Origin of the sequence: Halobacillus sp. H74 (assembly GCF_052246715.1) — a bacterium.
GTDB lineage: Bacteria > Bacillota > Bacilli > Bacillales > Halobacillaceae > Halobacillus > Halobacillus litoralis_A.
On the sequence record NZ_JBQQCI010000003.1, the window covers coordinates 521879 to 545547 of the forward strand.

The 23669-nt window shown below is 42.1% G+C and carries 27 protein-coding genes; 8 read left to right on the forward strand and 19 right to left on the reverse strand.

The features are described from left to right. Positions 1-146: 146 nt before the first annotated feature. The gene (typA, locus tag ACTWPX_RS08945) at positions 147-1988 is read left to right on the forward strand and encodes a translational GTPase TypA (protein ID WP_128524061.1); all 1842 of its coding nucleotides are present in this window, start codon (positions 147-149) and stop codon (positions 1986-1988) included. Positions 1989-2027: 39 nt separating this feature from the next. Here typA and ACTWPX_RS08950 read toward each other — a convergent pair whose 3' ends face one another. From ACTWPX_RS08950 to ACTWPX_RS08960, 3 genes are all read right to left on the reverse strand, one after another. Beyond that, the gene (locus tag ACTWPX_RS08950) at positions 2028-2789 is read right to left on the reverse strand and encodes a FixH family protein (RefSeq protein ID WP_443119425.1); all 762 of its coding nucleotides are present in this window, start codon (positions 2787-2789) and stop codon (positions 2028-2030) included. Between the two features lie 162 nt (positions 2790-2951). Beyond that, positions 2952-3638 (reverse strand): bacillithiol biosynthesis deacetylase BshB2, encoded by a 687-nt coding sequence (gene bshB2 / locus ACTWPX_RS08955; protein WP_443119426.1) that lies wholly within the window; start codon positions 3636-3638, stop codon positions 2952-2954. An 87-nt stretch (positions 3639-3725) separates the two neighbouring features. Next, positions 3726-4718 (reverse strand): potassium channel family protein, encoded by a 993-nt coding sequence (locus ACTWPX_RS08960; protein ID WP_443119427.1) that lies wholly within the window; start codon positions 4716-4718, stop codon positions 3726-3728. Positions 4719-4850: 132 nt separating this feature from the next. Between ACTWPX_RS08960 and nadE the strand changes: the two genes are divergently transcribed. The 3 genes from nadE to msrA all read left to right on the forward strand — a co-directional run bounded on the left by nadE (position 4851) and on the right by msrA (position 7168). Next, complete coding sequence (nadE, locus tag ACTWPX_RS08965; protein WP_443119428.1) at positions 4851-5600, forward strand: NAD(+) synthase; 750 nt, start codon at positions 4851-4853, stop codon at positions 5598-5600. A 9-nt stretch (positions 5601-5609) separates the two neighbouring features. Then, on the forward strand, positions 5610-6167 hold the full coding sequence (locus ACTWPX_RS08970) for a cysteine hydrolase family protein (RefSeq protein ID WP_443119429.1): 558 nt from the start codon (positions 5610-5612) through the stop codon (positions 6165-6167). 308 nt (positions 6168-6475) lie between these two features. Beyond that, positions 6476-7168: a peptide-methionine (S)-S-oxide reductase MsrA gene (gene msrA, locus ACTWPX_RS08975; protein ID WP_443119430.1), complete on the forward strand. Its 693-nt coding sequence runs from the start codon at positions 6476-6478 to the stop codon at positions 7166-7168. A gap of 309 nt (positions 7169-7477) precedes the next feature. Here the strand turns inward: msrA and ACTWPX_RS08980 are convergent, their stop codons facing one another. The 3 genes from ACTWPX_RS08980 to ACTWPX_RS08990 are packed head-to-tail and all read right to left on the reverse strand — an operon-like array spanning position 7478 to position 8733. Next, positions 7478-7792, reverse strand: a complete 315-nt coding sequence (locus tag ACTWPX_RS08980) for a DMT family transporter (RefSeq protein WP_443119431.1) — start codon at positions 7790-7792, stop codon at positions 7478-7480. A 2-nt stretch (positions 7793-7794) separates the two neighbouring features. Then, positions 7795-8139 (reverse strand): DMT family transporter, encoded by a 345-nt coding sequence (locus ACTWPX_RS08985; RefSeq protein WP_128524051.1) that lies wholly within the window; start codon positions 8137-8139, stop codon positions 7795-7797. 3 nt (positions 8140-8142) lie between these two features. Further along, positions 8143-8733, reverse strand: a complete 591-nt coding sequence (locus ACTWPX_RS08990; RefSeq protein WP_281974868.1) for a TetR/AcrR family transcriptional regulator — start codon at positions 8731-8733, stop codon at positions 8143-8145. 202 nt (positions 8734-8935) lie between these two features. On the opposite strand from ACTWPX_RS08990, the gene ACTWPX_RS08995 reads away from it, so the two are divergent. After that, positions 8936-9133, forward strand: coding sequence for a hypothetical protein (locus ACTWPX_RS08995; protein WP_443119432.1), 198 nt, complete (start codon positions 8936-8938; stop codon positions 9131-9133). A gap of 106 nt (positions 9134-9239) precedes the next feature. Here the strand turns inward: ACTWPX_RS08995 and ACTWPX_RS09000 are convergent, their stop codons facing one another. Genes ACTWPX_RS09000 through ACTWPX_RS09015 form a run of 4 tightly spaced genes read right to left on the reverse strand, consistent with a single transcriptional unit; the run spans position 9240 to position 13483 of the window. After that, on the reverse strand, positions 9240-9473 hold the full coding sequence (locus ACTWPX_RS09000) for a twin-arginine translocase TatA/TatE family subunit (RefSeq protein WP_443119433.1): 234 nt from the start codon (positions 9471-9473) through the stop codon (positions 9240-9242). 23 nt (positions 9474-9496) lie between these two features. Further along, positions 9497-10930 carry an alkaline phosphatase PhoX gene (locus ACTWPX_RS09005; RefSeq protein WP_443119434.1) on the reverse strand — a complete coding sequence of 478 codons (1434 nt, stop codon included), beginning with the start codon at positions 10928-10930 and terminating at the stop codon, positions 9497-9499. Positions 10931-10966: 36 nt separating this feature from the next. Next, positions 10967-11701: a twin-arginine translocase subunit TatC gene (tatC, locus tag ACTWPX_RS09010; RefSeq protein ID WP_443119435.1), complete on the reverse strand. Its 735-nt coding sequence runs from the start codon at positions 11699-11701 to the stop codon at positions 10967-10969. A gap of 27 nt (positions 11702-11728) precedes the next feature. Beyond that, on the reverse strand, positions 11729-13483 hold the full coding sequence (locus ACTWPX_RS09015) for an alkaline phosphatase D family protein (protein ID WP_443119436.1): 1755 nt from the start codon (positions 13481-13483) through the stop codon (positions 11729-11731). Between the two features lie 562 nt (positions 13484-14045). Between ACTWPX_RS09015 and ACTWPX_RS09020 the strand changes: the two genes are divergently transcribed. After that, complete coding sequence (locus ACTWPX_RS09020) at positions 14046-14789, forward strand: PAS domain-containing protein (RefSeq protein WP_443119437.1); 744 nt, start codon at positions 14046-14048, stop codon at positions 14787-14789. A gap of 115 nt (positions 14790-14904) precedes the next feature. Here ACTWPX_RS09020 and ACTWPX_RS09025 read toward each other — a convergent pair whose 3' ends face one another. Continuing rightward, on the reverse strand, positions 14905-16023 hold the full coding sequence (locus tag ACTWPX_RS09025; RefSeq protein ID WP_443119438.1) for an oxidoreductase: 1119 nt from the start codon (positions 16021-16023) through the stop codon (positions 14905-14907). Between the two features lie 120 nt (positions 16024-16143). Between ACTWPX_RS09025 and ACTWPX_RS09030 the strand changes: the two genes are divergently transcribed. Beyond that, the gene (locus tag ACTWPX_RS09030) at positions 16144-18297 is read left to right on the forward strand and encodes an ATP-dependent helicase (RefSeq protein ID WP_443119439.1); all 2154 of its coding nucleotides are present in this window, start codon (positions 16144-16146) and stop codon (positions 18295-18297) included. Between the two features lie 34 nt (positions 18298-18331). On the opposite strand, the gene ACTWPX_RS09035 is transcribed toward ACTWPX_RS09030, so the two are convergent. Further along, positions 18332-18799, reverse strand: a complete 468-nt coding sequence (locus ACTWPX_RS09035; RefSeq protein WP_443119440.1) for a hypothetical protein — start codon at positions 18797-18799, stop codon at positions 18332-18334. Between the two features lie 278 nt (positions 18800-19077). Here ACTWPX_RS09035 and ACTWPX_RS09040 point away from each other — a divergent pair, with 278 nt between their 5' ends. Beyond that, positions 19078-19476 carry a GNAT family N-acetyltransferase gene (locus tag ACTWPX_RS09040; RefSeq protein ID WP_443119441.1) on the forward strand — a complete coding sequence of 133 codons (399 nt, stop codon included), beginning with the start codon at positions 19078-19080 and terminating at the stop codon, positions 19474-19476. Positions 19477-19565: 89 nt separating this feature from the next. Here the strand turns inward: ACTWPX_RS09040 and ACTWPX_RS09045 are convergent, their stop codons facing one another. The 7 genes from ACTWPX_RS09045 to sigY form a co-directional block, all read right to left on the reverse strand. Next, positions 19566-20336: an SDR family NAD(P)-dependent oxidoreductase gene (locus tag ACTWPX_RS09045; protein WP_443119442.1), complete on the reverse strand. Its 771-nt coding sequence runs from the start codon at positions 20334-20336 to the stop codon at positions 19566-19568. Positions 20337-20454: 118 nt separating this feature from the next. Then, positions 20455-21228 carry an ABC transporter permease gene (locus ACTWPX_RS09050; RefSeq protein WP_443119443.1) on the reverse strand — a complete coding sequence of 258 codons (774 nt, stop codon included), beginning with the start codon at positions 21226-21228 and terminating at the stop codon, positions 20455-20457. Then, positions 21203-22126 (reverse strand): ABC transporter ATP-binding protein, encoded by a 924-nt coding sequence (locus ACTWPX_RS09055; RefSeq protein ID WP_443119444.1) that lies wholly within the window; start codon positions 22124-22126, stop codon positions 21203-21205. The genes ACTWPX_RS09050 and ACTWPX_RS09055 overlap by 26 nt, the downstream gene beginning before the upstream one ends. Next, the gene (locus ACTWPX_RS09060; protein WP_443119523.1) at positions 22123-22341 is read right to left on the reverse strand and encodes a PLD nuclease N-terminal domain-containing protein; all 219 of its coding nucleotides are present in this window, start codon (positions 22339-22341) and stop codon (positions 22123-22125) included. Before ACTWPX_RS09060 ends, ACTWPX_RS09055 begins: the two co-directional genes overlap by 4 nt. A gap of 71 nt (positions 22342-22412) precedes the next feature. After that, a complete protein-coding gene (locus ACTWPX_RS09065) occupies positions 22413-22622 on the reverse strand; it encodes a sigma-Y antisigma factor component (RefSeq protein WP_443119445.1) in 210 nt (69 codons plus the stop codon). Further along, a complete protein-coding gene (locus ACTWPX_RS09070) occupies positions 22619-22939 on the reverse strand; it encodes a YxlC family protein (protein WP_443119446.1) in 321 nt (106 codons plus the stop codon). The genes ACTWPX_RS09065 and ACTWPX_RS09070 overlap by 4 nt, the downstream gene beginning before the upstream one ends. Further along, positions 22926-23453: an RNA polymerase sigma factor SigY gene (sigY, locus tag ACTWPX_RS09075; RefSeq protein WP_443119447.1), complete on the reverse strand. Its 528-nt coding sequence runs from the start codon at positions 23451-23453 to the stop codon at positions 22926-22928. The genes ACTWPX_RS09070 and sigY overlap by 14 nt, the downstream gene beginning before the upstream one ends. Between the last annotated feature and the right edge of the window lie 216 nt (positions 23454-23669).

Consider the following 23669-nt stretch of genomic DNA (forward strand, 5'->3'; position numbering starts at 1 on the left):
CCAGATATGAACTGTCACTTATTGTACTCTCAATGCCCTCAGGTACGCAATGAGAAGAAGAGTATGGAAACTGGTATCGACAGAACGAGAACTATGTTATAATAGAAGGGTTGAATAATTTGTGATACGAAAGAGGTGTGTGCTTCATGCAACACAGAGATGATATTCGTAATATAGCGATCATCGCGCACGTTGACCACGGGAAAACAACCTTGGTCGACCAAATGCTTCACTATTCAGGAACATTCCGTGATAATGAGCATGTCGATGAGCGCGCTATGGACTCTAATGATTTGGAAAAAGAACGTGGCATAACAATTTTGGCTAAAAATACCGCGATCAATTACAATGATGCGCGTATCAATATTTTAGATACACCAGGTCACGCTGACTTTGGTGGCGAAGTGGAACGGATTCTGAAAATGGTTGACGGTGTACTTCTTGTCGTGGATGCATATGAAGGATGTATGCCACAGACACGCTTTGTCTTGAAAAAGGCACTCGAGCAAAAGCTTACACCAGTAGTTGTCCTGAACAAGATCGACCGTCCGAATGCTCGCCCGAACGAAGTAGTGGATGAAGTGTTGGATCTGTTCATTGAACTAGGTGCCGATGATGAGCAATTGGAATTCCCAGTTGTTTATGCTTCCGCATTGAACGGAACATCAGGAGATGAGCCGGAAGATCAGCAGGATACGATGGATCCGATCTTTAAATTGATCATGAACAACATCCCTGCGCCTGTAGATACGAAAGAAGACCCTCTGCAGTTCCAGGTAACATTGCTTGATTATAATGACTACCTTGGACGAATCGGCGTCGGACGGGTATTCAATGGTTCAATTAAAGTGGGTCAGCAGGTATCGTTAATGAAGAAGGATGGATCAGTTAAAAACTTCCGTGTTTCGAAATTGTTCGGTTTCATTGGCTTGAAACGTGTGGAAATTCAAGAAGCAAAAGCTGGAGATATCATTGCCTTGGCGGGAATGGAAGATATCAATGTTGGAGAAACCGTTTGTCTTCCGGATCATCAGGCAGCAATGGAAATTCCGCGTATTGATGAGCCGACACTTCAAATGACTTTCTTAGTGAACAACAGTCCATTTGCTGGGCGCGAAGGAAAGTATGTGACTTCCCGTCAAATTGAAGAACGTCTGATGACACAGTTGGAGACAGATGTCAGTCTTCGTGTAGATCCGACAGATTCTCCTGATGCTTTCACTGTTTCAGGACGTGGGGAATTGCACTTATCCATCCTTGTGGAGAACATGCGTCGTGAAGGGTTTGAACTTCAACTATCCAAACCGAAAGTCATCTTGAAAGAAATTGATGGCCAAATGTGTGAACCTGTAGAACGTGTGCAAATCGATACACCTGAAGATTATCAGGGAGCTGTGATGGAATCCATCGGTTACCGTAAAGGTGAAATGCAGGATATGGTCAATGATGGAAATGGTCAAGTACGCCTTGAATTCATTGTACCTTCTCGTGGTTTGATCGGGTACTCTACAGAATTCATGACTCAAACAAGAGGTTATGGCATCTTAAATCACACGTTTGATGGTTATGCGCCATTAACTAAAGGCCAAGTCGGTGGACGTCGTGAAGGGGTTCTCGTTTCCTTGGATAAAGGGAAATCTTCCACATACGGGATCATGAACCTGGAAGATCGAGGTACAATCTTTGTCGAGCCAGGAACAGAAGTGTATGAAGGAATGATCGTCGGAGAACACAACCGTGAAAACGACCTTACTGTAAACATCACAAAAGAAAAACACCTGACAAATATTCGTTCAGCTAACAAAGACACAACGAATACAATCAAGAAGACACGTCAAATGACGCTTGAACAAGCGATTGAATATCTTGATGACGATGAGTATTGCGAAGTTACACCAGAAAGTGTACGTCTTCGGAAGAAATACTTGAATAAAAATGAACGCGAAAAAATGGCGAAGAAGCAAAAGCTTCAAAACGCTGATGTATAAGTAAAAAGTGTCCGCTCCTATTTAGGAGCGGACACTTTTTTATTCTGTTACTTCTATAGTCTTCTCTTTATGGCCATGAATCTCTTCGTCTGGTTTTTCGTAGTGGGTATTAATGGTGTATGTGCCTGGCTCAGAGAAATTGTGGGAGGTCTTGTACATCCCGGGCTCGACTTCTTCAGCGTCAATATATAAGTGTTTCTCCATATGATCAGCACTGATTTCAAATTTCACCAACCCTTTTGTGAAAGGTTCTTCCATGTGGTTGATGTGAACGACTAGTGGAGATTTTTCACCTGCTTTGAACTTTTGTTCTGTCTCTAAGTGAACCATGAACTTCCCGCTTTCCTCAGAATGGGAATGTTCACTTGCCTCGCTGTCTTTACCGACCAACACTTCACTCTTAGGCATCGTGTGAAGGTCATCTACTTGTGTATGGGCGATGACCTGATAGTTACCTTCTTCATCAAAGGTATGGGTGATTTCATAAACACCATCATCTATATGCTCCGCTTCAATCGTCTGGGAGGAATCCTGTGAGTCACCTTTATTCCAGATTTCAAATTTCACATATTCCGCATCTGGAACAGGCTCGTCCCCTTGGGTCACTTCCGCTTTAATGGTGGTCTCTTCCCCGACAGGCACAGGCTGGTGATCGAAGCTGACCATTACTTCCGGTGTTTCAGGAACTTCATTATTTTGAGTGTCCTGTTCATCTGCTTTTGATGTATCATTTTTATCTTCACCGCATGCTGTCATTATCATTGAGATTAGTAAAAGGGCAAAAAATCCAAATTTCTTCATAATTCATCTCCTTAAAACAAACATCTTGATTATAGAATAACATGCTCAGTTTTGACAGAGAGATCATTTTTTAGACAGGTTTGTGACAATATTATTCAGTTATTCATACCAGTTGTTACATCGTGTTTATAAAAAAGAGGTGAGACTCTTTTGAGTCCACCTCTATGTGATAAGGTCACGATCCCAGTCATACGTATAAAATCTCTCTGCTGTCACCCATTTCATCGCCTCTGGGTCCTTCGCTTTAATACCTTCTTCTAACATTTCTAGCATACGCGCAGTCTGGGAAATATGAGCACGCATGGCATTCAATTTTTCTTCCTGCACTTTTTGAATATCATGAATGACGTCAGGTTCCCCCAGGTTTTCTTCTGTATCATTTGCAAAAGCGACTGCGTGAAACTTCGGTCGCTCAGATTCCTTCATGTCCCTGATTGCACTAACTACTGCCCGGGCAGTTGCTTCGTGGTCCGGATGAACAGCATACCCTGGGTAAAAGCTGATGACAAGGGAAGGGTTCAATTCGTCGATTAAATCACGAACCATATTTTTCATTTGGATATCATCTTCAAATTCAAGGGTTTTGTCCCGTAACCCCATCATCCGTAAATCTTCAATCCCCATGGCCTCGGATGCTTTGACCAACTCCTTCTTTCTGATCTCAGGGAGCGACTCACGGGTTGCAAAAGGCGGCATACCTAAGTTTCTTCCCATTTCGCCGAGAGTAAGGCAGGCATATGTGAGGGGGGTGCCTTGTTTTATATATGATGCAATAGTTCCTGAAACCCCGAAAGCTTCATCATCGGGATGCGGGAATATCACGAGCACATGGTTTTCTTTTTCGATCATTGAATTTCACTCCTTGAAGAGGAAGTTTATTTCTCCATTATTGCGTAAATCTTTACAAATGAAAAGCCATTTGTTTGGCAGTGAAATTCAGTCATTTTCATTGAAGAATCTTTGTAATTCTTGTGTTTCACCGAACATGACAAAAACATCATTCCTGTGAACCTCATCATCTTCTGATGGATTGCTCATGAAGCTGCCATTCCGTTGGATGCCTAGTAAGGATATTCCGAATTCTTGCTTTAAGGAAAGTTCGGAGACCTTATTATAGCAGAGTGAACTGGTCGCTTTGATGACATATTCCTCAATTTGATAACGGTTGGATTCAGCGTGGATGAGTGAGTCGACATAGTGCATACTGACAGGCTTGATTAATGACAAAGCCATTCTACGTCCGCCGAGGTCTGATGGATTAACGACATGGTCCGCTCCGGCCCGTTTCAGTTTATCGATGGTTTCTCCATTTTCTGCACGAGCAATTACCTCTGCTTCCTCATTTAATCCTTTTGCAGTAAGTGTGATGAAAACGTTTGTAGCATCGTTGGAAGTTGTTGCTAAGAGTCCTTTAGCGCGATCTATTCCGGCTTTTTGTAATACATCATTATGTTTTGCATCTCCTATCAGGTAGGGGACATCCTCTGGTATTCTTTCTAGTGATTCATCATCGGTTTCGATGATGACGATCTTAGATCCATGGTCATTTAGTTCTTTGAGGACTTGTTCTCCAACTCGTTCATATCCGCAAATAATGTAATGGTCTTTCATCTTCTCTAATTGTTTCATTCTCTTCTTCCTTTCCCATTTCTTTGATAATCGTCCCTCAATCATGGATGCAGCAATATACGTCAGAATATAGGTGGTGAATCCCATCGTGATTGGAATCAGTACCATAGCCAAAACCTTCCCCATCGTTTGTGAAGGAACATAATCCCCATAGCCAAGCGCTAAAACAGAGACCACTGTCATCCACAAACTATCGAAGAAGGGCAGCTTTTCGATTTGCATAAAACCTATGACTGTGATCAGTATTAAAAGGATTAAGATTAAAGTGAATTGGTAAAGCCTTTTATGATTTTGATACATTGAGGTTTGCCTCGCTTTCGATATTGTTTAAGTAAATTAACCGAAATTTGTGGGGAGTAAACGAAAATGTTTATCTATTCCAAAGAAAAGGAAAGTATTCATTAGATTGTAAAAGGAAGGGAGTACATTGAAATGGAAGAAAGAATTCAATATTTGACGGAATGGTTACAGGTAAAAGCGAAGGAAGCAGGAGCAGATGGCTTACTTGTAGGCATTAGTGGAGGCATAGATTCAGCTGTTGTTTCATATTTGATTAAACGCGCCTTCCCGAATCAATCGTTAGGCGTGATTCTACCGATCGATCAGGGTGTTGAGGATCAAACGGACGCTCTGACACTTGTAGAAGGCGCTGATCTGGATTATGTAGGCATAGAGCTTACGGATGCATACGAAACTACTTATTCTACTATAAAAAATCGTTTGGATGTAAAAGGAGATTGGAACGATGAAAAGTCTCAACTCGGTGGAGCGAACCTTCAAGCGAGGCTTAGGATGAGTACCCTTTATGCTGTAGGAAATAATTATAACTATCTAGTCGTGGGTACGGATAACGCAGCAGAAGATTACACAGGGTATTTCACCAAGTATGGAGATGGTGGCGTTGACTTAGTCCCGCTCATTAATTTGAGGAAAGAAGAAGTCAGGGAAATGGCAAAAGTATTAGGCGTACCGGATTCAATCATCCATAAAAAGCCGAGTGCGGAGTTATGGGAAGGCCAGACCGATGAAGAAGAACTGGGCATGTCCTACGACACCATTGATGCCTATCTTAGAGGAGTGACTATTGACCCTGAAGATGAAAGAAATTTGAAAGAACGTCATGAGAAAACTGCGCACAAACGTCAAATACCGGCAGGGCCAGACAAGTTCAAAGGAGCGTGAGATATCGGAATGAAACAGGATACAGCGCTGATCATCATAGATATGATCAACAAAATGGATTTCAATGGGGGAGAATATTTATTAGAACATACCCTCCCAATGACAGAACGACTTCATTCTTTCAAAAAGGAATTGAAAGAGGAAGGATTACCGGTCATCTATGTAAATGATAATTTTGAGTTATGGCAAGATAATGTTTCTGATTTAATTGATGAATGCAAAAAGGGAAGAGGTAAACCAGTCATTGAACAAATCCTTCCTGATGAAGATGACTACTTTATCATAAAGCCAAAACACTCCGGCTTTTTCGGTACACAATTAAGTATACTTTTGGAACACCTTGAAGTCCGTAATTTAATTTTGACAGGCATAGCTGGGGATATCTGTGTGCTTTTCACAGCGAATGATGCCTACATGAGAGAATATGATATTTGGGTCCCAGAGGATTGCGTAGCGTCTGAGCAGGAGGACGATAATGAAAATGCTTTGAAAATCATTAGGCGTTCCATGTTTGCGGAAACAGGGAAAAGTACGGAGGTAGACCGGAATGAAGTATTTTCCCATTAACATGAGGTATACAATTCGTGGTGGGAATGTAAAGAATGAAGAACTTTCATACTATCTGACTAAAAGTCCGCAATAGGCTGGAACAGCTTGTTGTGGACTTTTGTGCTAGTCTGATATTTAAAAATATGAGCATGCGGGTGCCTGCACGACTCGTTTTTACCGGTCCGTAGTAGCGATGACATACGCAGAACTTTAGCATATAACCACCTTAAATCACCTCACCTTTTAAAATGAAGGAGAGAGAAAATACAGACCGTAAAGATGAATCGACATGCTATCATTAATAGGTAGAAAGCGAGGTGGAATGAGTGAGTAAACGTATGAAGTGGTTGATCGTGATTACTGCTTTCATTTTTGTCGGCATTGTTGGCATTCCTGAAGCCTATTCATACTTGACGAAACGCAACTATGAAAGTGAAGCAGTCACCTCAGATGAGATCCCTGATGGACATGAAGTCGCTACCTTGGCTGGGGGGTGCTTTTGGTGTATGGAACCGCCGTTTGAGAAGTTGAAAGGTATCCAGGGAGTAGTTTCAGGTTATACAGGTGGGGAAATAGAAAATCCAACGTATGAGGAAGTGTCTTCAGGAAAAACGGGGCACATAGAAGCCGTGCAAGTTTATTATGATCCGAATGTCATCAGCTATGAGCAAATTCTGGAGGTGTTCTGGAGGCAGATTAATCCAACAGATGACGAAGGGCAGTTCGTAGATCGTGGTTTTCAGTACACGACGGCAATCTTTTACCATTCAGAAGAACAAAAGGAGGCCGCTGAACAATCAAAGCAGGAATTGGCTTCTTCTGAGCGTTTTGAGCAAGAAATCGTCACTCCGATAGATAAAGCTGAAAAATTCTATCGTGCTGAAGAATATCACCAGGATTATTATAAGAAAAATGAGTGGCGTTACGACTATTATCGCGGCAATTCCGGGCGAGATGAATTTCTTGAGGAAACATGGGGAGACGATCGTCAACTTGAACTTCCAAAGAAACAGAAATGAATAAAACCCCTTCACTGGATTTAGCAAAGGGGTTTATCAGTTCCGAAAATAGTATTAATATTTCTCTGTTTCTTGAGGTATTGAAGGATTTGCATCCATATCCATATTGGTGTAACCGACATAGCCGAAACTAACAACAATCAACATAAGAATAACTAGTAGAATTCTTCTCATTTCATTTCCTCCATCAATATATAAACAAACGTTTTAATCGTTAAGCACCAATCCATATCGATTGGTGTCGAAAATTGTAGATTATTTATTTCATTTTACTTATTCAATGTCCAAAATTCAAGAAAAAACTGGTATTTATGAAACCATTTTCAGTCCAATTACCCCCGCAATGATGCACGTAATAAAAGCAATCTTCTTTCTGTTCGTTTTTTCCTTAAAGAAAAAGATACCCAGTAGTACAGTGCCTGCTGAGCCAATACCTGTCCAGATTGCATAGGCCGTACCGATTGGCAGCTCATTTAAAGACAGGGATAAGAAGTAAAAGCTGACCCCGCCTGCTAATATAGCGAATACAGCGGGGGCCCGTTTCTGGAAGCCATCAGATAGCTTCAGGAAAAACATAGCTGTCATTTCACCTGCTCCTGCTAACAATAGAAATACCCAAGCCATACTTAACCCTCCTGTCCTATTTCTTCCGTCGTCGTTTCAGACATTTTTAATCCAAGGATACCAATAATTAAAAGGACAATAAAAAAGACCTTTCCAGCTCCGCCGCCGTCGCCAAGAAATGTCATCCCGATGATTGCTGTGCCTACCGCTCCGATTCCAGTGAAAATCGCGTAGCCTGTGCCAACTTCAATTCCCCTCAATGCCTTCGTGAAAAAAACAAAGCTGATGAAAATACAAATAATCGTTAAAGTTGAATAAAAGGGGTGGGTGAACCCTTCAGACAACTTCAACCCAACGGCCCATCCGATTTCAAAAAGAGCACCAAAAAACAAATAAATCCATGCCATGTCTTAGTCCTCCTCACTTGGAATCTTTATTCCCAGCCAAAAAATATGCCAACTGGCTTGCTGCCTTTTTTCAAATACCTCATGATCATAGAAGTTTTCTTCTAAGAACAATCCGTCGATTAACGTATAAAAAGCAGACGTCAACGTATCTGTAGATAAAGGGCGGATAATCTTTTCAGAAATCCCTTTTTCAAAAACAGGACGTATTGTTTCGGTCATACAATCTTCCACCATCAAAAAGACTTTCTTTATCTCATCTCTGAATTCATCAGGCGGAAAGAAAGTGACACGTTTAAAGAACATTCCTTCTGTAGAGTTTGCCATGTGGTCCAAGTAGATTTGATATATATGGCGTAACTGCTCTGCTACAGATTGCTCGCTGGATAAGTGAGCTTGAGAAGTCATATACTCTTTTTCGCGATCCGCTACATGGTAAAGCACACTCAGAAAGATCGCTTCTTTATTGTCAAAATGATTATAAAGGGAGGGTTTTTTAATGCCTACAGCATCCGCTATATTTGCAAGGGTAGTATTTTCGTATCCATGATGGGCAAAGAGATTCAAACTCTCCTCGATAATGGTTTCTCTAGTCATATGATCACCTTCTTCTTTTCTGAAAAACTAACTAACGTTTGTTAGTCTATTGTATCATGGACATTTTCTGTTGTCCATAAGATGATTTTTCGACATGTTTAGCCAAGAAAACTTAAGGGAATAGATAAAAATAGCTAAGTTTTCAATTGATTTGCGGCATAATCGTATTTCATTAAAATAAATACAGAAGGGGATTGAATCGGTGAATCATTATAGACTGGATCGGTATGAAGGGGCCTATGCGATTTTGGTTGAAGAATCCGAACATAACAATGAACTTTCTGTCTTGAAAGAGCGTTTGATTGCATTCGTAAAACCTGGTGACTGCCTGGAAATTCAATTTGATACGATTGGAAATCTAAAGCATGTTGCGATTATCCCTAAAATGGAAAAAGCATAAGAAAAGGTGCGTCAGCGGCTCAGTGTTATGAACCGTTGACGCACTTTTTCTTTTTTATAAAAGGACAAACGTCCAGAGAATCTTCTGGACGTTTGTTGTAAACATATCAACTTCCTGCATTCTCCTTTTCTTCTTCCTCAACTTTCAGCTTTTGGTCTTCCTCAGAAGACTGACTTTTTTCCTCGTTGTTGCTATGCATCAAGTCATTGGTTGCATTCTTGAATTCTTTTAATGTACTTCCGAACGCGCGGCCGATTTCCGGTAATTTGGATGGTCCGAAAATGATCAACGCGATGACCAGTACGAGTACCAAACCTGGAATTCCAATATTCGATAACATATCATCACCTCTTCTTTCTCGATTTATAAGATTGGCATACCATGGCGTTCGAATGCAGCTGCTTCTAAATCAGACATCCCTTGAACCTCTGCAAAAGCCGATAGTTTGTCCGACACTTTCGGTGCATAAGGGGCAGGGGGAGCGGCATGGCCCATCAGTCTCCTGCGTGCGGCATTCTTTCTTGCGAATGGCCCCCAGATCGCAAATGTCATACCGGGAGACTGTATGTTGATGAAGAATGTTTTTCCGTCCGTAGAAAACGTAGGTCCTGCAAGTTCTGAGCTGTTCACTTTGTTTTCAGCAAACACGTAGGTTCCTCCTTCAGGGGTCATGCCGATCACCCGGTCGACACCACCGCCATCTTCTGCAATCCATAAGTCTCCCCAAGGAGTAATGCAAATGTTATCCGGCATTTCTAAATCGTTTTGAGAGGTAGATTCATAGAATAGTTCAAGTGTATTTGACGCCGGAATATAGCGATAGACTCGGCCAAGGTTTTTGTCTCCCGCAGATGTATCATCAAACCAGAAAACGCCGCCTTCGAAATAAGCCCCTTCCAAACGACTGAATGCGATACATCCTTTGTTACCGGCATCCAATGTCGGCTTTTCAGGATCGACATTTTTCCAAACAATGCCGAACTTTTGGCCGGTATGGAATTCACTCATTTCATCTGTACTCAACTCTTCGACGGCAGCTGCTTGCAGTGTACCCCCTTTTTGCAAAGCACCGATTTTTTGACTGCGATCGTACGGAAGGAAACGGTACAGATAGCTCGGACCGGCATCTTCTGTCAGGTAAACGATGCCTGTCGCCGGATCGATCGCTGTCGCTTCATGTGAAAAGGCACCCATATCCCGGATCGGAGTCTTGGAAATTTTGTTCTCGGGATTTTTTGGATCGACTTCAAAAACGTAGCCGTGCCCTTCTTCCAGTGTTTCTTCACAAGTGAGCCAGGTGCCCCAAGGCGTTGCGCCACCTGCGCAGTTTCGGATGGTCCCGGATGAAGAGACATATTCCTTGGTAACTTTACGATTAGGACCGACGACCAAGGACGTCGTTCCACCCGTTTCTTCCTTTCGATAAGGGTTTTTTCCGATGACTGGATATTTGCTGTTTCCGCTCAGTTCATGGTTTCTTACTAAAACGGTCGAATTGTTGGGACCTGAAAAGGCAGCCATGCCATCAAACTTCTCAGGAATCGGTCGACCATCAGAAAGTTTCCCGCCTTCTTCTGAAATGATGCGGTATTGGAATCCGCGGGGAAGGTCCATCACTCCACCTGGATCTTTGATAAGGGGACCATAGCCTCCTGTTGCCTTGTTGTTTTTAGCGGTGCCGGCAAAAACTTTGCTTTCGCTAAACGACATTAACCCAGTAGTGCCAAGAGCAAGGGCTGCCGTGCTGATCCCGCTTGCTTTGAGAAAAGCTCTTCGGTTCATCTGGTTTTTATTCATTCTTACAACCTCCTTAAGGTGTTATGAAAATGATGTTCACGCAACACTTGAATCAGTGTCCGGCGCTGTCTGACGCCTTTTATACGCCAATACGGAACATGTGACACTGATTTCATATAAAACGAGTAAAGGGACAATGACGAGTACGTCGGAAAGGAAATCTGGTGGTGTGATCAATACTGAAATCACAATCAAAAGAAAATAAGAGATCTTCCTTGATCTTTTCAGATTGGTTGGATTCAAGATTCCGAGCACAGTCAAGAACACAAGAATCAATGGCATCTCAAACAAAAGACCGAAAGGGACGGTCATATTTAACATGAAGCGGAAGTATTTTTCCGCTGTGAACATCGTTTGGAATTGACCTTCAGATAGGGCAGTCAAGAAGTTAAGGACGATCGGGAACAGCAAAAAATACCCGAATGCAATTCCGAAAAGGAACAAAAAGAACAAGGCTGGGATGAAACGCAGCGTTACTGTTCTTTCCTTTTGACTCAAGCCTGGTGATACGAAGCGCCAGATTTGATAGGCGGCGACGGGGATGGTCGCTGCTAAGGAGAAAACTGCAGCAATCATCAAATAGACCCATAGAATATCACTTGGCCCAAGAATCGCAAGCTTCATCTCTAAATCTTTGATCAGCCACTCGTAAATAGGTTTGACAAACACGAGTCCCGCGATTAGAAAGCTGAAAAAGGCGAGGGCCGTCTTAATGGCTCGTCCCCGCAATTCATCCAAATGACCGATGATCTCCACATGGCGCTCTTCCATTTCATCAGCCTCCTTTGACGAACCATGCTAGTACAGTTGTTTCTTTTTCCCTTTTTGGGATTGTTTCTCATGGGCTCGGGAGTGAGCTTTATGGCGGTCTTCTTCCACCTCGGAAGATTTTTGTTTTCCTTGGGGTATAACAGTTGCCGCTACTTCTTTCAGGCCATCTGCTTCTTTTTCATAGGCAAAAGACGCTCGTGTGGAAATATCAGCCCCCGGTTGAGTGACAAAAGGGACCACCCGATAATCGGTCTTCCACTGGGTGGGAGTGACATGACATCGGACGTATCCTCTATAATCATTGAAAAATTTTATATGTTCATTTTGGGCAAGGATGCGGTCGGTGTCGGCTCGTTTGTCCGATCCGTTTCCACCTGAAGTGATCGACGTCCCAACGAACTCAGCTCCTAGGATTTGAGAAGTCAGTTCATCAAAGTCTGCAAGGAGGTTGGATGCCCAGTTGGCATGCACATCCCCTGTCAATACGATCAGGTTATTCTGGTTTTTCTTACGGGCAAAATCAATAATTCGTTCTCTTGCAGGTGTGTATCCATCCCAGCCGTCCATGCTGTACAATGGCTGGTCCCGACTAGGTCCATAATTTCTTTTGGCGAAGAAAATTTGCTGGGCGAGTACATTCCAGGAGGAGTTCGAACGTTCGAGATGGTCGCACACCCAGTTTTCTTGTTCGTTACCCAATAGAGTACGCTCTGGGTTTAGAGATTCTTCCGTTTGCGGCGAGCTCTTATCTTCATTCGCTTGGTCCGAACGATATTGACGTGTATCCAAAACCAAGAAATTAGCTAAATTTCCATAGGAAAACTGACGGTACAACTGCATATCTTCTCCGTGCGGCATTGACGATTGCCTTAGAGGCATGTGTTCATAATAGGCTTGGTAAGCGGCAACTCGGCGTTTGACAAACTCCTCGATGGATTGTCCTTTTTCAGGGATCCGATCTGCATAATTATTCTCTACTTCATGGTCATCCCATGTAACAACCCAGGGAAATGCAGCATGGGCCGATTGTAAATCGTGATCTGAACGGTATTGGGCGTGTCGGTTGCGGTAGTCTTCCAGAGTTCGGATTTCGGGTCCTTTGTGCGACCGTACGTTACCTGTACTCGCGACATACTCATCTGGACCGTATTCATAAATGTAATCTCCTAGGTGAAACACAAGGTCAAGGTCTTCTTTGGCCATATGTTTGTAAGCGGTATAGTATCCATGCTCATACTGCTGACAGGAAGCAAAAGCAAAAGCTAAACTTGAAACATCAGCATCTGGATGAGGAAGCGTTTTTGTTTTCCCAATTGGGCTGAAATCTTTTCCGACTTTGAAGCGGTAGTAAAACTCAGTGTTGGCTTCAAGATTCCAAACTTCTGCATGAACTGAATGGGCGAGGGACGGGCTGGCCTTTTCCGTTCCGCGCTGGACGATTTGACGGAAATGTTGATCTTTGGCTACTTCCCATTTGACAGCAATCTTCCGGTCCGGCATGCCACCGCCGTTCAGTGGGTCTGTTGCAAGACGTGTCCAAATAACAACACTGTCTGAAAGCGGATCTCCGGAGGCCACTCCAAGTGAAAACGGATACTCCTGGAATTCAACATCATCCGCATGAACCGCCATTCCGCCCATCGACTGAGCGATGACCATCCCTAAAGAAAGGCCTGCAATCTTTCCTGCTCCTTGAAGAAACCCTCTCCGGTCCACACCTTTATGTAAGGTTTCTTCATTGAGATTCTGAATCCAATCTTGCATCGTCTTGTCTTTTGCCATTGATGGATGCTCCTTTCTGGATCTTTATCAAATGAAACATCCCCCATTATAAAGAGACTCTTTTAATTTGTTGTAAATAGATGTAAATGAAGGATAGATAAGCGGGGTGGAATTGACTAGGAAAATTGAGCGTTTAAAGTCTGAATAACAAATAATTAAGACGTTTCATAGCAAAATGTACCATTTATTTGTGGTCGGTCAGACTCATTTTTTTTAACATTTACGAAATAAAAACTACATAATTAAATGAAGATGATGCTTATTATTTAATGATTTTTAATACAGCAACTGAATGCCTAACTATTCACATAATGTCAATTGCTGTTTTCTTACTTTTTTGCCATCTGCCGGATCAACGATTCCCGCTCTTCAAATCGACGATAATAAAAAAACTCCAAAAAGTTGAATATCCAACCACTGAAATACTTAATTTTCTTTCATAATTCAAACTTAAGTATAAATGTTCATAATTTTTAGAAAATAATGTCGAATCTTCTTGATTTTATAGTAATTAGGCTCATAATAATAGTAAGAGCTTCGACAAGTACGAGGGGGGACGAAGATGCTGTTACGAAATGCAATGGATCTTTTGGACGAGGGTGTATTGATCTGTGATGAAGAGTTCACAGTCACTTATGTCAACCCAGCCTATTTGAAAATGTTTCAATTACAGGATGTACGCATTGTTGGAGAGAATCTTCATGATATTTATCCGGATCTTGCACCAGAGAAAAAAGTAATTACAAAATCAAAAGAAGAGAAAGACGAAGTAACTATTGAAGGAATGGACTTTCATTGGAAAGGCAAAGACATGGTACTGCAGTTGTACACGAAACGATTTTCACATGAAGGGCAAACATTCATTTTGACGAGAATATTCGATATTACCGAGCAGGCACAAAGAGAAAAACAGCTCGTCCATATGATTGAAGAGATGACAGCAAATGTAGTAATGATAGCCAAAGGATACGCCCTATTGCCATTGCAGCCGATTCTAAGGGAAGAACAAAGGCACATTCTATTAGAGAGAGTTCCAGTTTTGTGCCAAGAACAAAATGTGGGCCGTCTTGCGATCCAATTTTCTGGTATCACGGTGATCGATCAAGAGTGGGCGGTGTTATTGAAAAATTTAATGATGAGTTTAAAACTTTTAGGAATTGAAGTTGTCCTGGCCGGCATGCGTCCACAAGTCGTCATGCAGTTCACTCAGAATAACATCCAGTTGGAAGGCGTCCGGACTTTTATGAATATACAGCAGGCCACGAAATACTTTTTAGAGAATGGTTTGAAACCAAGGTTTGAGTGAATCCTTTAAAAGCCCCTGTCCGTTTAATACGACCAGGGGCTTTTAAAATGAAGGGATTCGTATATTTCAGTTGCTTCTGTCATTCAGGTTATATTCCCGCTCTTATAAATAGCACTCATTTTCTAAGAAGTTCTTTCGTCAGTTCGTGACTTTTAATATCCGCTTGCGGGAGCATGATGGACTTGAAATCAAAAGGTTCTAGTGGTTTACCTTCACGGATCCGATTTGGAGCATCTGGGTTCACCAAAGCACTTGTACCCAAACTGATGAAATCTGCCTCATTTTTCTCTAATAGAGAGGATGCTTTCTGAGGGGATTCAAGTTTTCCGTTTGCTATGACAGGTAAACTGCTGAAAGTTTTAGCGGCTGCCGCCATAGATAGTGATCCTTCGCCAAACCCGGACTGTGTAACATCTTCATCGGTAACGTGAATAAAATCGAGTGGGGCATTGCCAAGTTCTCCAAAAATCGTCCGTGCATCTGTTTCACCTAACGCCCAACGGTGGTCCCCATCGGAAGCTTTGCCCTGGGAAATCCGAATACCGACAATATAATCTTCCCCTACGGCTTTTCTTACTTCTTCAATCACTTCCAATACATATCTAATGCGATTCTGAGTCGTTCCACCGTATTCATCTTCCCTTTGGTTAAAGTAGTCGGTCAGAAATTGGTCGAGCAAATATCCATTAGCTCCATGAATTTCGATTCCGTCAAATCCTGCTTCTTTTGCAAGTAATGCAGATTTGGCGAAGGACTTCTTAACAGTCTCCATATCCTCATGAGTCATTTTTCTTGGAGTTGGGAAAGGGCCATTGCCGCCATAAAAAGCAAGCTGGTCATTCTTTGGAGCTACTTCAGAAGGTCCGATTGAATGGCTTCGGTGCGGATTCCCTTGAGACTGTGCCCCAGCATGCATGATTTGAGCAATAAAAATGGCGCCGTGTGCCTGGACGTTTCGGACGATTGGTTTCCACGCATCCCTATGATTTTCATTGGCCATTCCGGGTTGGTTATCATACCCTTGTGAATACTCCTCGTCTGGATAGATCCCTTCACTGATGATGGCACTGAATCCACCCTTGGCATAACGCTCATAGTATTGTTTCATTCGTTCATTCGCTAATCCATTATTTACAGCACTCACTCTTGTCATGGGCGCAACGATATACCGGTTCTTAAATAGCTTATCTTTTAATTTCTTCTCTTCAAAAAGTATGTTGAAATCTTTATTCATATCATTCATCTCCTTCTGTTTTCTCATAACCGTTCTATTGCTCAGATAAACAGATCAGGCAGGTTTCGTTGGACATGGATGTGCTATAATACAAACAAATGTTCTTGGAAGGTGAGTTTTATGGAAGAACTATTGAACGGTTTGAACGACGCTCAACAAGAAGCAGTGGTCTCCACAGAAGGCTATGTTCGTGTTATTGCCGGAGCAGGGTCAGGTAAGACGCGTGCATTGACACACCGTTATGCTTTTATTGTCAATGAGCTGGGTATCGATCCTTCAAATATGTTGTCCGTCACGTTTACGAATAAAGCTGCTCATGAAATGCGAAGACGGGTGAAGAAATTGATCGGCGGTGAACAAGATACAGGTTTCATTACAACCTATCATGGGTTTTGTGTGAGGGTTCTTCGCGAAGATATCCACCGGTTATTTTACCCGAAAAACTTTGTGATCTTAGATGTTGAGGATCAAAAAGTCTTGTTACGTGAGATCTTTGAAGATATGGGCTTAAAGATGAATGACAAAACATTTAAAAGGATACTGGACAAAGTCGGATTGTTGAAAGGGAATACCCATTACGTCCAGCAAATGATACTACGAGGGGAAATGCCGGCTGTTGAAGAAGCTGGAGATCTCGATAGTCAGATCATTCAATATTACTTGAAAAAGCAGAAACGGGTGTATGGCCTCGACTTTGATGATTTGCTTAATTTTGTGTTTGTTTTATTTGAACAATATAAAGAAGTACTTGAAAAGTGGCAGGACCGTCTTTACTATCTGCAAGTCGATGAGTTTCAGGATAGCAGCTTCAAACAGTTTGAACTAGTTAAAATGCTTTCAGAAAAGCACGGAAACTTGTTCGTGGTCGGGGATCCTGACCAGACGATCTATGAATGGCGGGGAGCAGATCCGAAGTATATGGTAGATTTTGAAGAATACTTTCCAGAAGCTCAAACGGTTTTATTGAAAGAGAATTATCGTTCCACTCCGGAAATCTTATCCCTCGGCAACGCTTTGATCCAGAATAATTATTTCCGTGTAGATAAAGATATGACACCGATCAATCCTCCTGGAGTGAAGGTAATTCATTATCACGGTAAAGATGAGATCCAGGAATCGAAATGGATTGTTCAGCAGATGAAAAGGATCGTAGAACAAAATCAAGCTCGATTAAGTGAGATTGCCGTTTTATACAGAGCCAATTATTTATCTCGTTTTATCGAACAGGAATTGATTGCTGAGAATATCGAGTACACGATTTATGGCGGGTTTAAATTTTTCGATCGGATGGAAATCAAAGATGCGCTAGCCCATTTACGTTTGATTGCAGTTGGAGATGACTTATCTTTTAATAGAATCGTCAATGTCCCGAAAAGACAGATCGGGAAAAAAAGAATGAGCTTTATCAGACGAAAGGCCGAAGAAGATCGCTTATCCCTGTATCAGACCTTGAAGAAATATTCTGATCACGAACGGTTACAACGTACAGGTGCTGAATCATTCATCAATGCGATTGAATCTTTGAGAGAGAAAAGGAAATCAAAGAAGGTTTCTGAGCTTCTTCAAGAGGCATTACAAGTGACGGGTTATGAAGCATACAGAAGAGAAGATGGGGACCAACAGCGATTGGACAACCTTGCTGAACTGTTGCATTCAATCGTCCAATATGAGCAGACTCTAGGAGAAACGATTGACCTGGAGGAGTACTTGCAGATGTTATCTCTTTATACAGATGATGATAGAGAAGATCAAATGGATTCAATTAAGCTGATGACCATCCATACAGCAAAAGGGTTGGAGTTCCCCTATGTATTCTTGATTGGTGTGACTGAGAGTGTGCTTCCGAATGTACGAGCATTAAGGCAGCGTAAAGAGCGGGCCTTGGAGGAAGAACGGAGGCTGGCTTATGTTGCTGTCACCAGGGCAGAACGTGAACTTTATTTGACAGAGTCGGAAGGGTTTCAAAATGGAGGGCAAAAGAAATATCCATCCCGCTTCATTTTTGAGGTGGAAGATGAATTAATTGATCGAATCGGTGAAATAGACGAAGGGTTGATGGATGAAGCGAAAGAATTCATCAAAGCATCCCACCATATGGATATAGCATCACCAGCGAGCCACTATGAAAAGGGAACCCGGGTGAAGCACCCGGTCTTTGGGGAAGGTGCGATTGAAGATATTGATGAAAAGAAAAATAACTATTTGATTTTTTTCGATCAATTGAAGTCGCCGAGGCCAATCAGTCGAAACTTCAAGAAATTAGAGAAACTATGATATATAAAAGCCGTCACAAACACTGTGACGGCTTTTAAATACTGTTGGCAATATTCATAGCATTTTCTGTACGTTCTTCCTCAGATCCATGATATTCGATTTGATAAATGACATCTGCTTCACTTTCATACCATTCAATATAAACATAGTCTTCTTTCTCCTGTACCCCAGCAACAGCTCCGGAGTTCAACGGAATCTGCAGTTCGGATTCTTGAAGAATGTTATCTGGATTGAAAAGGGTTGTGACCAGGACGTTTTCTGAGTTACTAGACTCATAAATGACTTCCACCTGCTCTTCAGAAGTGGTAGCTTTTACGCTGGCCACCTCAAAGGGTATTTCATCTGGGAGACCGACTTTTTCTTGCTCTTCCTTAGAGAGTGCTTCGATCGGATCGGCAAAAGAATCAGGATGAGCTTCTTTTAAATCTTCCAAACCCAGGTCTTGAGAAGAACAAGCGATTAAGAATAAGAAAGCTATGAATATAAAAGTACGTTTGACCATTATTTACAACTCCTCGAATCTATGAAAACTTCCGTACACATTTTACCACACTTTTTTACGTAAGGCTCTGATCTATAGGGTTTTATTTTAAGAGTGAAAGAGACATGTTTCCTAGTTGGTTGTGATAGGTATATAAAAAATATTTTTTTACGTATAAAGTGAAACATACACAGTGATAGATTCGTACAAAGGGGAAGAGATAAAAAAACACTTAACAATACAGGCAGGGTTACGGTAGTAAGGGGATAAAAATTCATCAGGAAGAAAGGTAGGATCATATGGAAGATATCCAAATCCGCTCATTTCTGGAACATGATATTTACGCCGTACAGCAATTGAACAAAAAAGAGGGATGGAATACTCTCGTCCAACGGGAGGAGGAAACCCTGTGTGCATGGTTGAATTCTGAACCCGCATTGATAGCACTTTCAGAAGGTGAGATCATCGGTTATCTCAGGGGGCTGACAGACGGAACGGTTACACTGTATATTTGTGAATTGCTCGTCAAAGAAGATTACCGGAGCAGAGGGGTTGCTGAACACCTGATCCGGACCGCACATGAATGTTTTCCGAGTACTCGTGTGGAGATGTTAGCATCAAGCGACTCCGAAGGTTATTATGCCGACCGTGGCTACCGTGCTTTTCATGGATTCCGGAAGTCTGCAGAAGAAATCTGAAAAACCAATGACCATGGGATGCCCTGGTCATTGGTTTTTTGTATTAATAATCAGACTCTGTGGAAGTTGGCTGACAGGATCGCCACTGGTCAGCTGTCGATGTAATGAGCAAATTTAGCTGAAACGGATCTTGGGAGCCATTTAGATAGATAAGCCATGCTTTGGTTGGCTGTCCCAGGAATGATGACTCTTTTTCCTTTGACAAAGCCCAAAAATCCGGCTTTTGCTACTGATTCCGAGGACATTGTACTGTTGACGAGTTTTGTATGCTCTGCTTTAGCTGTTTTGAAAAAGTTTGTATCCGTAGCTCCTGGACAGAGGGTAGAGATGGTAACACTTGTATCTTTTAATTCTTCTACTAGCGCTTCTGATAAGGAGAGTACGTAAGCCTTTGATGCATAATAGACAGACATCTTCGGTCCGGGTTGAAAAGCGGCTGTACTTGCAACGTTCAGGACACCTTTAGGAATAGAACGGAAACGTGCAGCCTTGATTTCAGGCAAGAATAAGTGGGTGAGCTCTGTCAGTGCATTTACGTTCACTTGCAGCATTTTTTGTTGATCTAAGAGGGGGAGCTCTTCAAAATAGCCGTTTAAACCGAATCCGGCGTTATTCACCAATACGCTAACTGTCAGACCAAGCTCTTTTACTTTGTCATAAACAATTTCAGCTGCGCCGGGCTCTGACAAATCTTGGGGGATGATTGTAACGGGGTGTCCCTCAAGCTCTGTTTTTAGTTGTAGCAGCTTCTCTTCAGTTCGGGCTACGACGATTAAGTTATAACCGGATTTTGCGAAAAGTTTAGCTAATTCATAACCGATGCCGCCAGAGGCGCCAGTGATCAGTGCAGTAGGTTTCATCAATACCTCTCCTTTAATCTGGATTGATAACAGTCTATACCCTATAGTAAGGCAGTACAAATCAACCACCTCAGGTCATCCATATTATGGATGACCTGAGGTGGTATAAAATGGGATTTTATGCGATTTCTTTGTGCTTTAATGTGTAAGTTGCGCCAAAGAGTAAGGCGATGATAACCACTGCCGTGATCAAACTTGTGAACATTAGGTTACTTTCCATTTCTCCATTTTGAAGAATGCCCGGGAGGTAGGATGTAATCATCGCTGGACTCCATTCAAGGAGATGAGAAAAAACACTTGTCAATAAATTCATTAAGATGACTGTACTGATCGTCAAAAATAAAACCAATCCTGGTGATTTAGTCAAGGCATTCATGAACAGGCTGATACTTACGATCAACATGATCCAAAGGCTGTAAAATAGAAAGGCAGTCAGCATGCCGGAAAAAGAGAGAGGATCAAATAAGAGATTCACATAATACCAACTAGCTAAAAGTCCTAATAAGATAGAAGTGAGAATCAAGGTCATATGAGCTGCCCATTTCGCAGTCGTATAGAAGTGATAAGGAATGGGTTTGACAAGAACAAGCTCTGCGACTCCACTTTTTCGTTCCCCTGAAATCGTCCCCATCGTGATTAATGCTATAACCAGCACACCAAGCATATTCAATTGAGATATACTCATCATGAGCACATCAGAGGGGCGGGGTGTCGGCATGTCGATCGTTGCGCCATCTGGAAGTCCGCCCGTAGCTTCAAGAATTTGAGGGAGGTAGTAGGTCGATAAGGGATCGATGATGCTGAGCAATATGAAGACTAAAGGGACCCATATCCACTTGAAATTCCTTGCCGATTCTAATAATTCTTTATTGTAAATGGTCAGCCATTGCATATTCGTTCACCACCTTCATAAATAAATCTTCAAGGGACGTCCGGCCTACCTCGAATTGTAAGAGAGGCCATTTCTCCCTCGCTGCCAGTGTTAAGATTTCGTCTCTGGCATCGAGTGTGTTCTTCACATAAACCTGTAAGACCTGTTTGTTATATTCCGTTTTAGTGACAACTTCAAGCTTGTCTAATTGCTTCTGGTAATTATCAGGATTATCGGCAAACCTCAGTGAAATTTTGTCTACCTGATGTCTTTCTTTCACATTTTCGAGAGGTCCTGACTCAATGATAGACCCTTCATGCATCAGCAGGATTTCGTCACTTGCTTCCTCTGCATCACTGAGAATATGAGTGGAGTAAAGGAGGGTGGTTTCCTGCTTCAATTCCTCCATTAAATCCAATACATCTCTTCTCCCTAAAGGGTCCAGCGCAGAGACTGGTTCATCCAGCATTAAGACTTTCGGTTTATGAATCATCGCTTGGGCTATACCTAACCTCTGTTTCATCCCTCCAGAGTATTTAGCAATACGGCGGTTTTTGACTGCATCAATCCCAACTCGTTTCAATAATTGATCCGCCTGCTGAAGTGCATCCTTCTTTGAGAGACGGGCAAGGCGTGCCACATAAATAAGGAACTCTCTCCCTGTCATCCACCCATGATACTGGGGATGCTGTGGTAAGTAACCGATATGGTGTCGTATGTCTTCGTCCTTACTTCCCTCTAGCTGTACATCTCCGCTTGAAGGTGTGATGAGTCCGGCCATCATTCTTAAGGTAGTTGTTTTTCCGGCCCCGTTAGGTCCAAGGAGAGCAACGCATTTCCCGGGAGATAACTGAAATGATATATCATTGACAGCTGCGTGTTTATCGTATGATTTCACTAAACTTTTAACACTGATCATGAATCTACCCTCCTTCCGAAAATGAAATATGCGATTGGGCCAAGTGTGTTGACGAACAGGATAATCAGTACCCACATCCATTTAGGCCCGTTCGTTGCATCGGTACGCAGTAAGCTGATGAGTGCTGTAATCATCAATATTAATTGAATGATCAAGAGAGGAGCGATAATCGCCAGGTTGTCTTGAATAAATTGAATGGCAGTTTGTGTCATCATCATGATTGAACCTCCTTCATAGTTAAATAATTTTGAAGTACTAACTTACTCTCTGATCCGTGTGACAATAATCAAAGGTTTTTACGCCAGGCTGTTTTTGTCAAAATGAAAAAGACGATACTTGGGACAGGGAACTGAATCAAGCCGACGATTCCCCAGAGCCATGGGACTTTTCCTCTCTTCTTAGCTTTGAGGAATAAAACAGAACTTTGGGTGATGAGAATCATACCGATAAGGATGAACCCCCACAGTGGTATTTCTTCTGGTCCATAATGTTTCATTGTCGCGACGCCACCGTTCTAGAAGTTTCTTTAATAAAATAAAGCAGGACCACAAGAGTGGAGAGGACTTGGGTTCCAATAAATAATAAAGGGGTGTACATTACACTTATTGCTAGGGAACTGAGAAAAACAACGGCTATGATCCATAAACACGTCATCTCTATCCATAATCTCTTGTACCAGGCTTCGGTTTGTTTTTGCACCATATTTTCAAAAAAGTGAATGGATGGTTCTTTGATATCCATTTGTTCGTCAGTATGTGTTGCTGTTTTCTTCAATATTTGTTCGATGTCCCTGGTTTTATCATGTTTCTTCATGACGGCGCAGCTCCTTTCGCAATTTTTCTAATCCATAATGTACCCGTGATTTCAGCGTTCCAGCTTTAACTTTCGTCATACGTGCAATCTCCTCGTATTCGTAACCGTAATAATGCTTCAATACGATAGGGATGCGGTGCTGATCTTCCAGCTTCCATAAAGCTTCCTGTACGTCATGCCAATCATGATTGGAGGGTATGGGTGGTGGTTCTCGTCTAAGACGTTCCCTTTCCTGCTGTTCAAAATCCAGCTTTCGTTTCTGTTTTCTTTGCATATCCAAATACGTGTGAGTAGCAATTTGGATAACCCATGTCGAGAAACTGGCTTGCCCTTTATATTGGTGGATTTTTTGTATCACTTTGGCGAGGGTTTCCTGCGTGACATCATAGGCCACTTGTTCATCCCCGCTCATTTTCCATAAGTATTTGACCACAAAGCTGTAGTGCTCTTTCAACAGCTTTGCTAACGCTTGCTGGTCTCCATGCTGGGCACGTGTTATTTCCTTTCGATCCATAATCATTCCTCATTTCCGACTTACTCATAAGACGTATGAGTGACGCATTTCGTTCAAATGAATTTATTATTTCGGTATAACCAGCTTTCATTCCTAGTATCTTTGAGTTAAAGAATAGTGGAAGTGGACTGGTTGACATTATTGTCTGAATTTTATAGACTATTAGAAAGCATTTTAAAGAGCAGTAGAATAGTTGAGAAGAGAATGAGTTGAGTT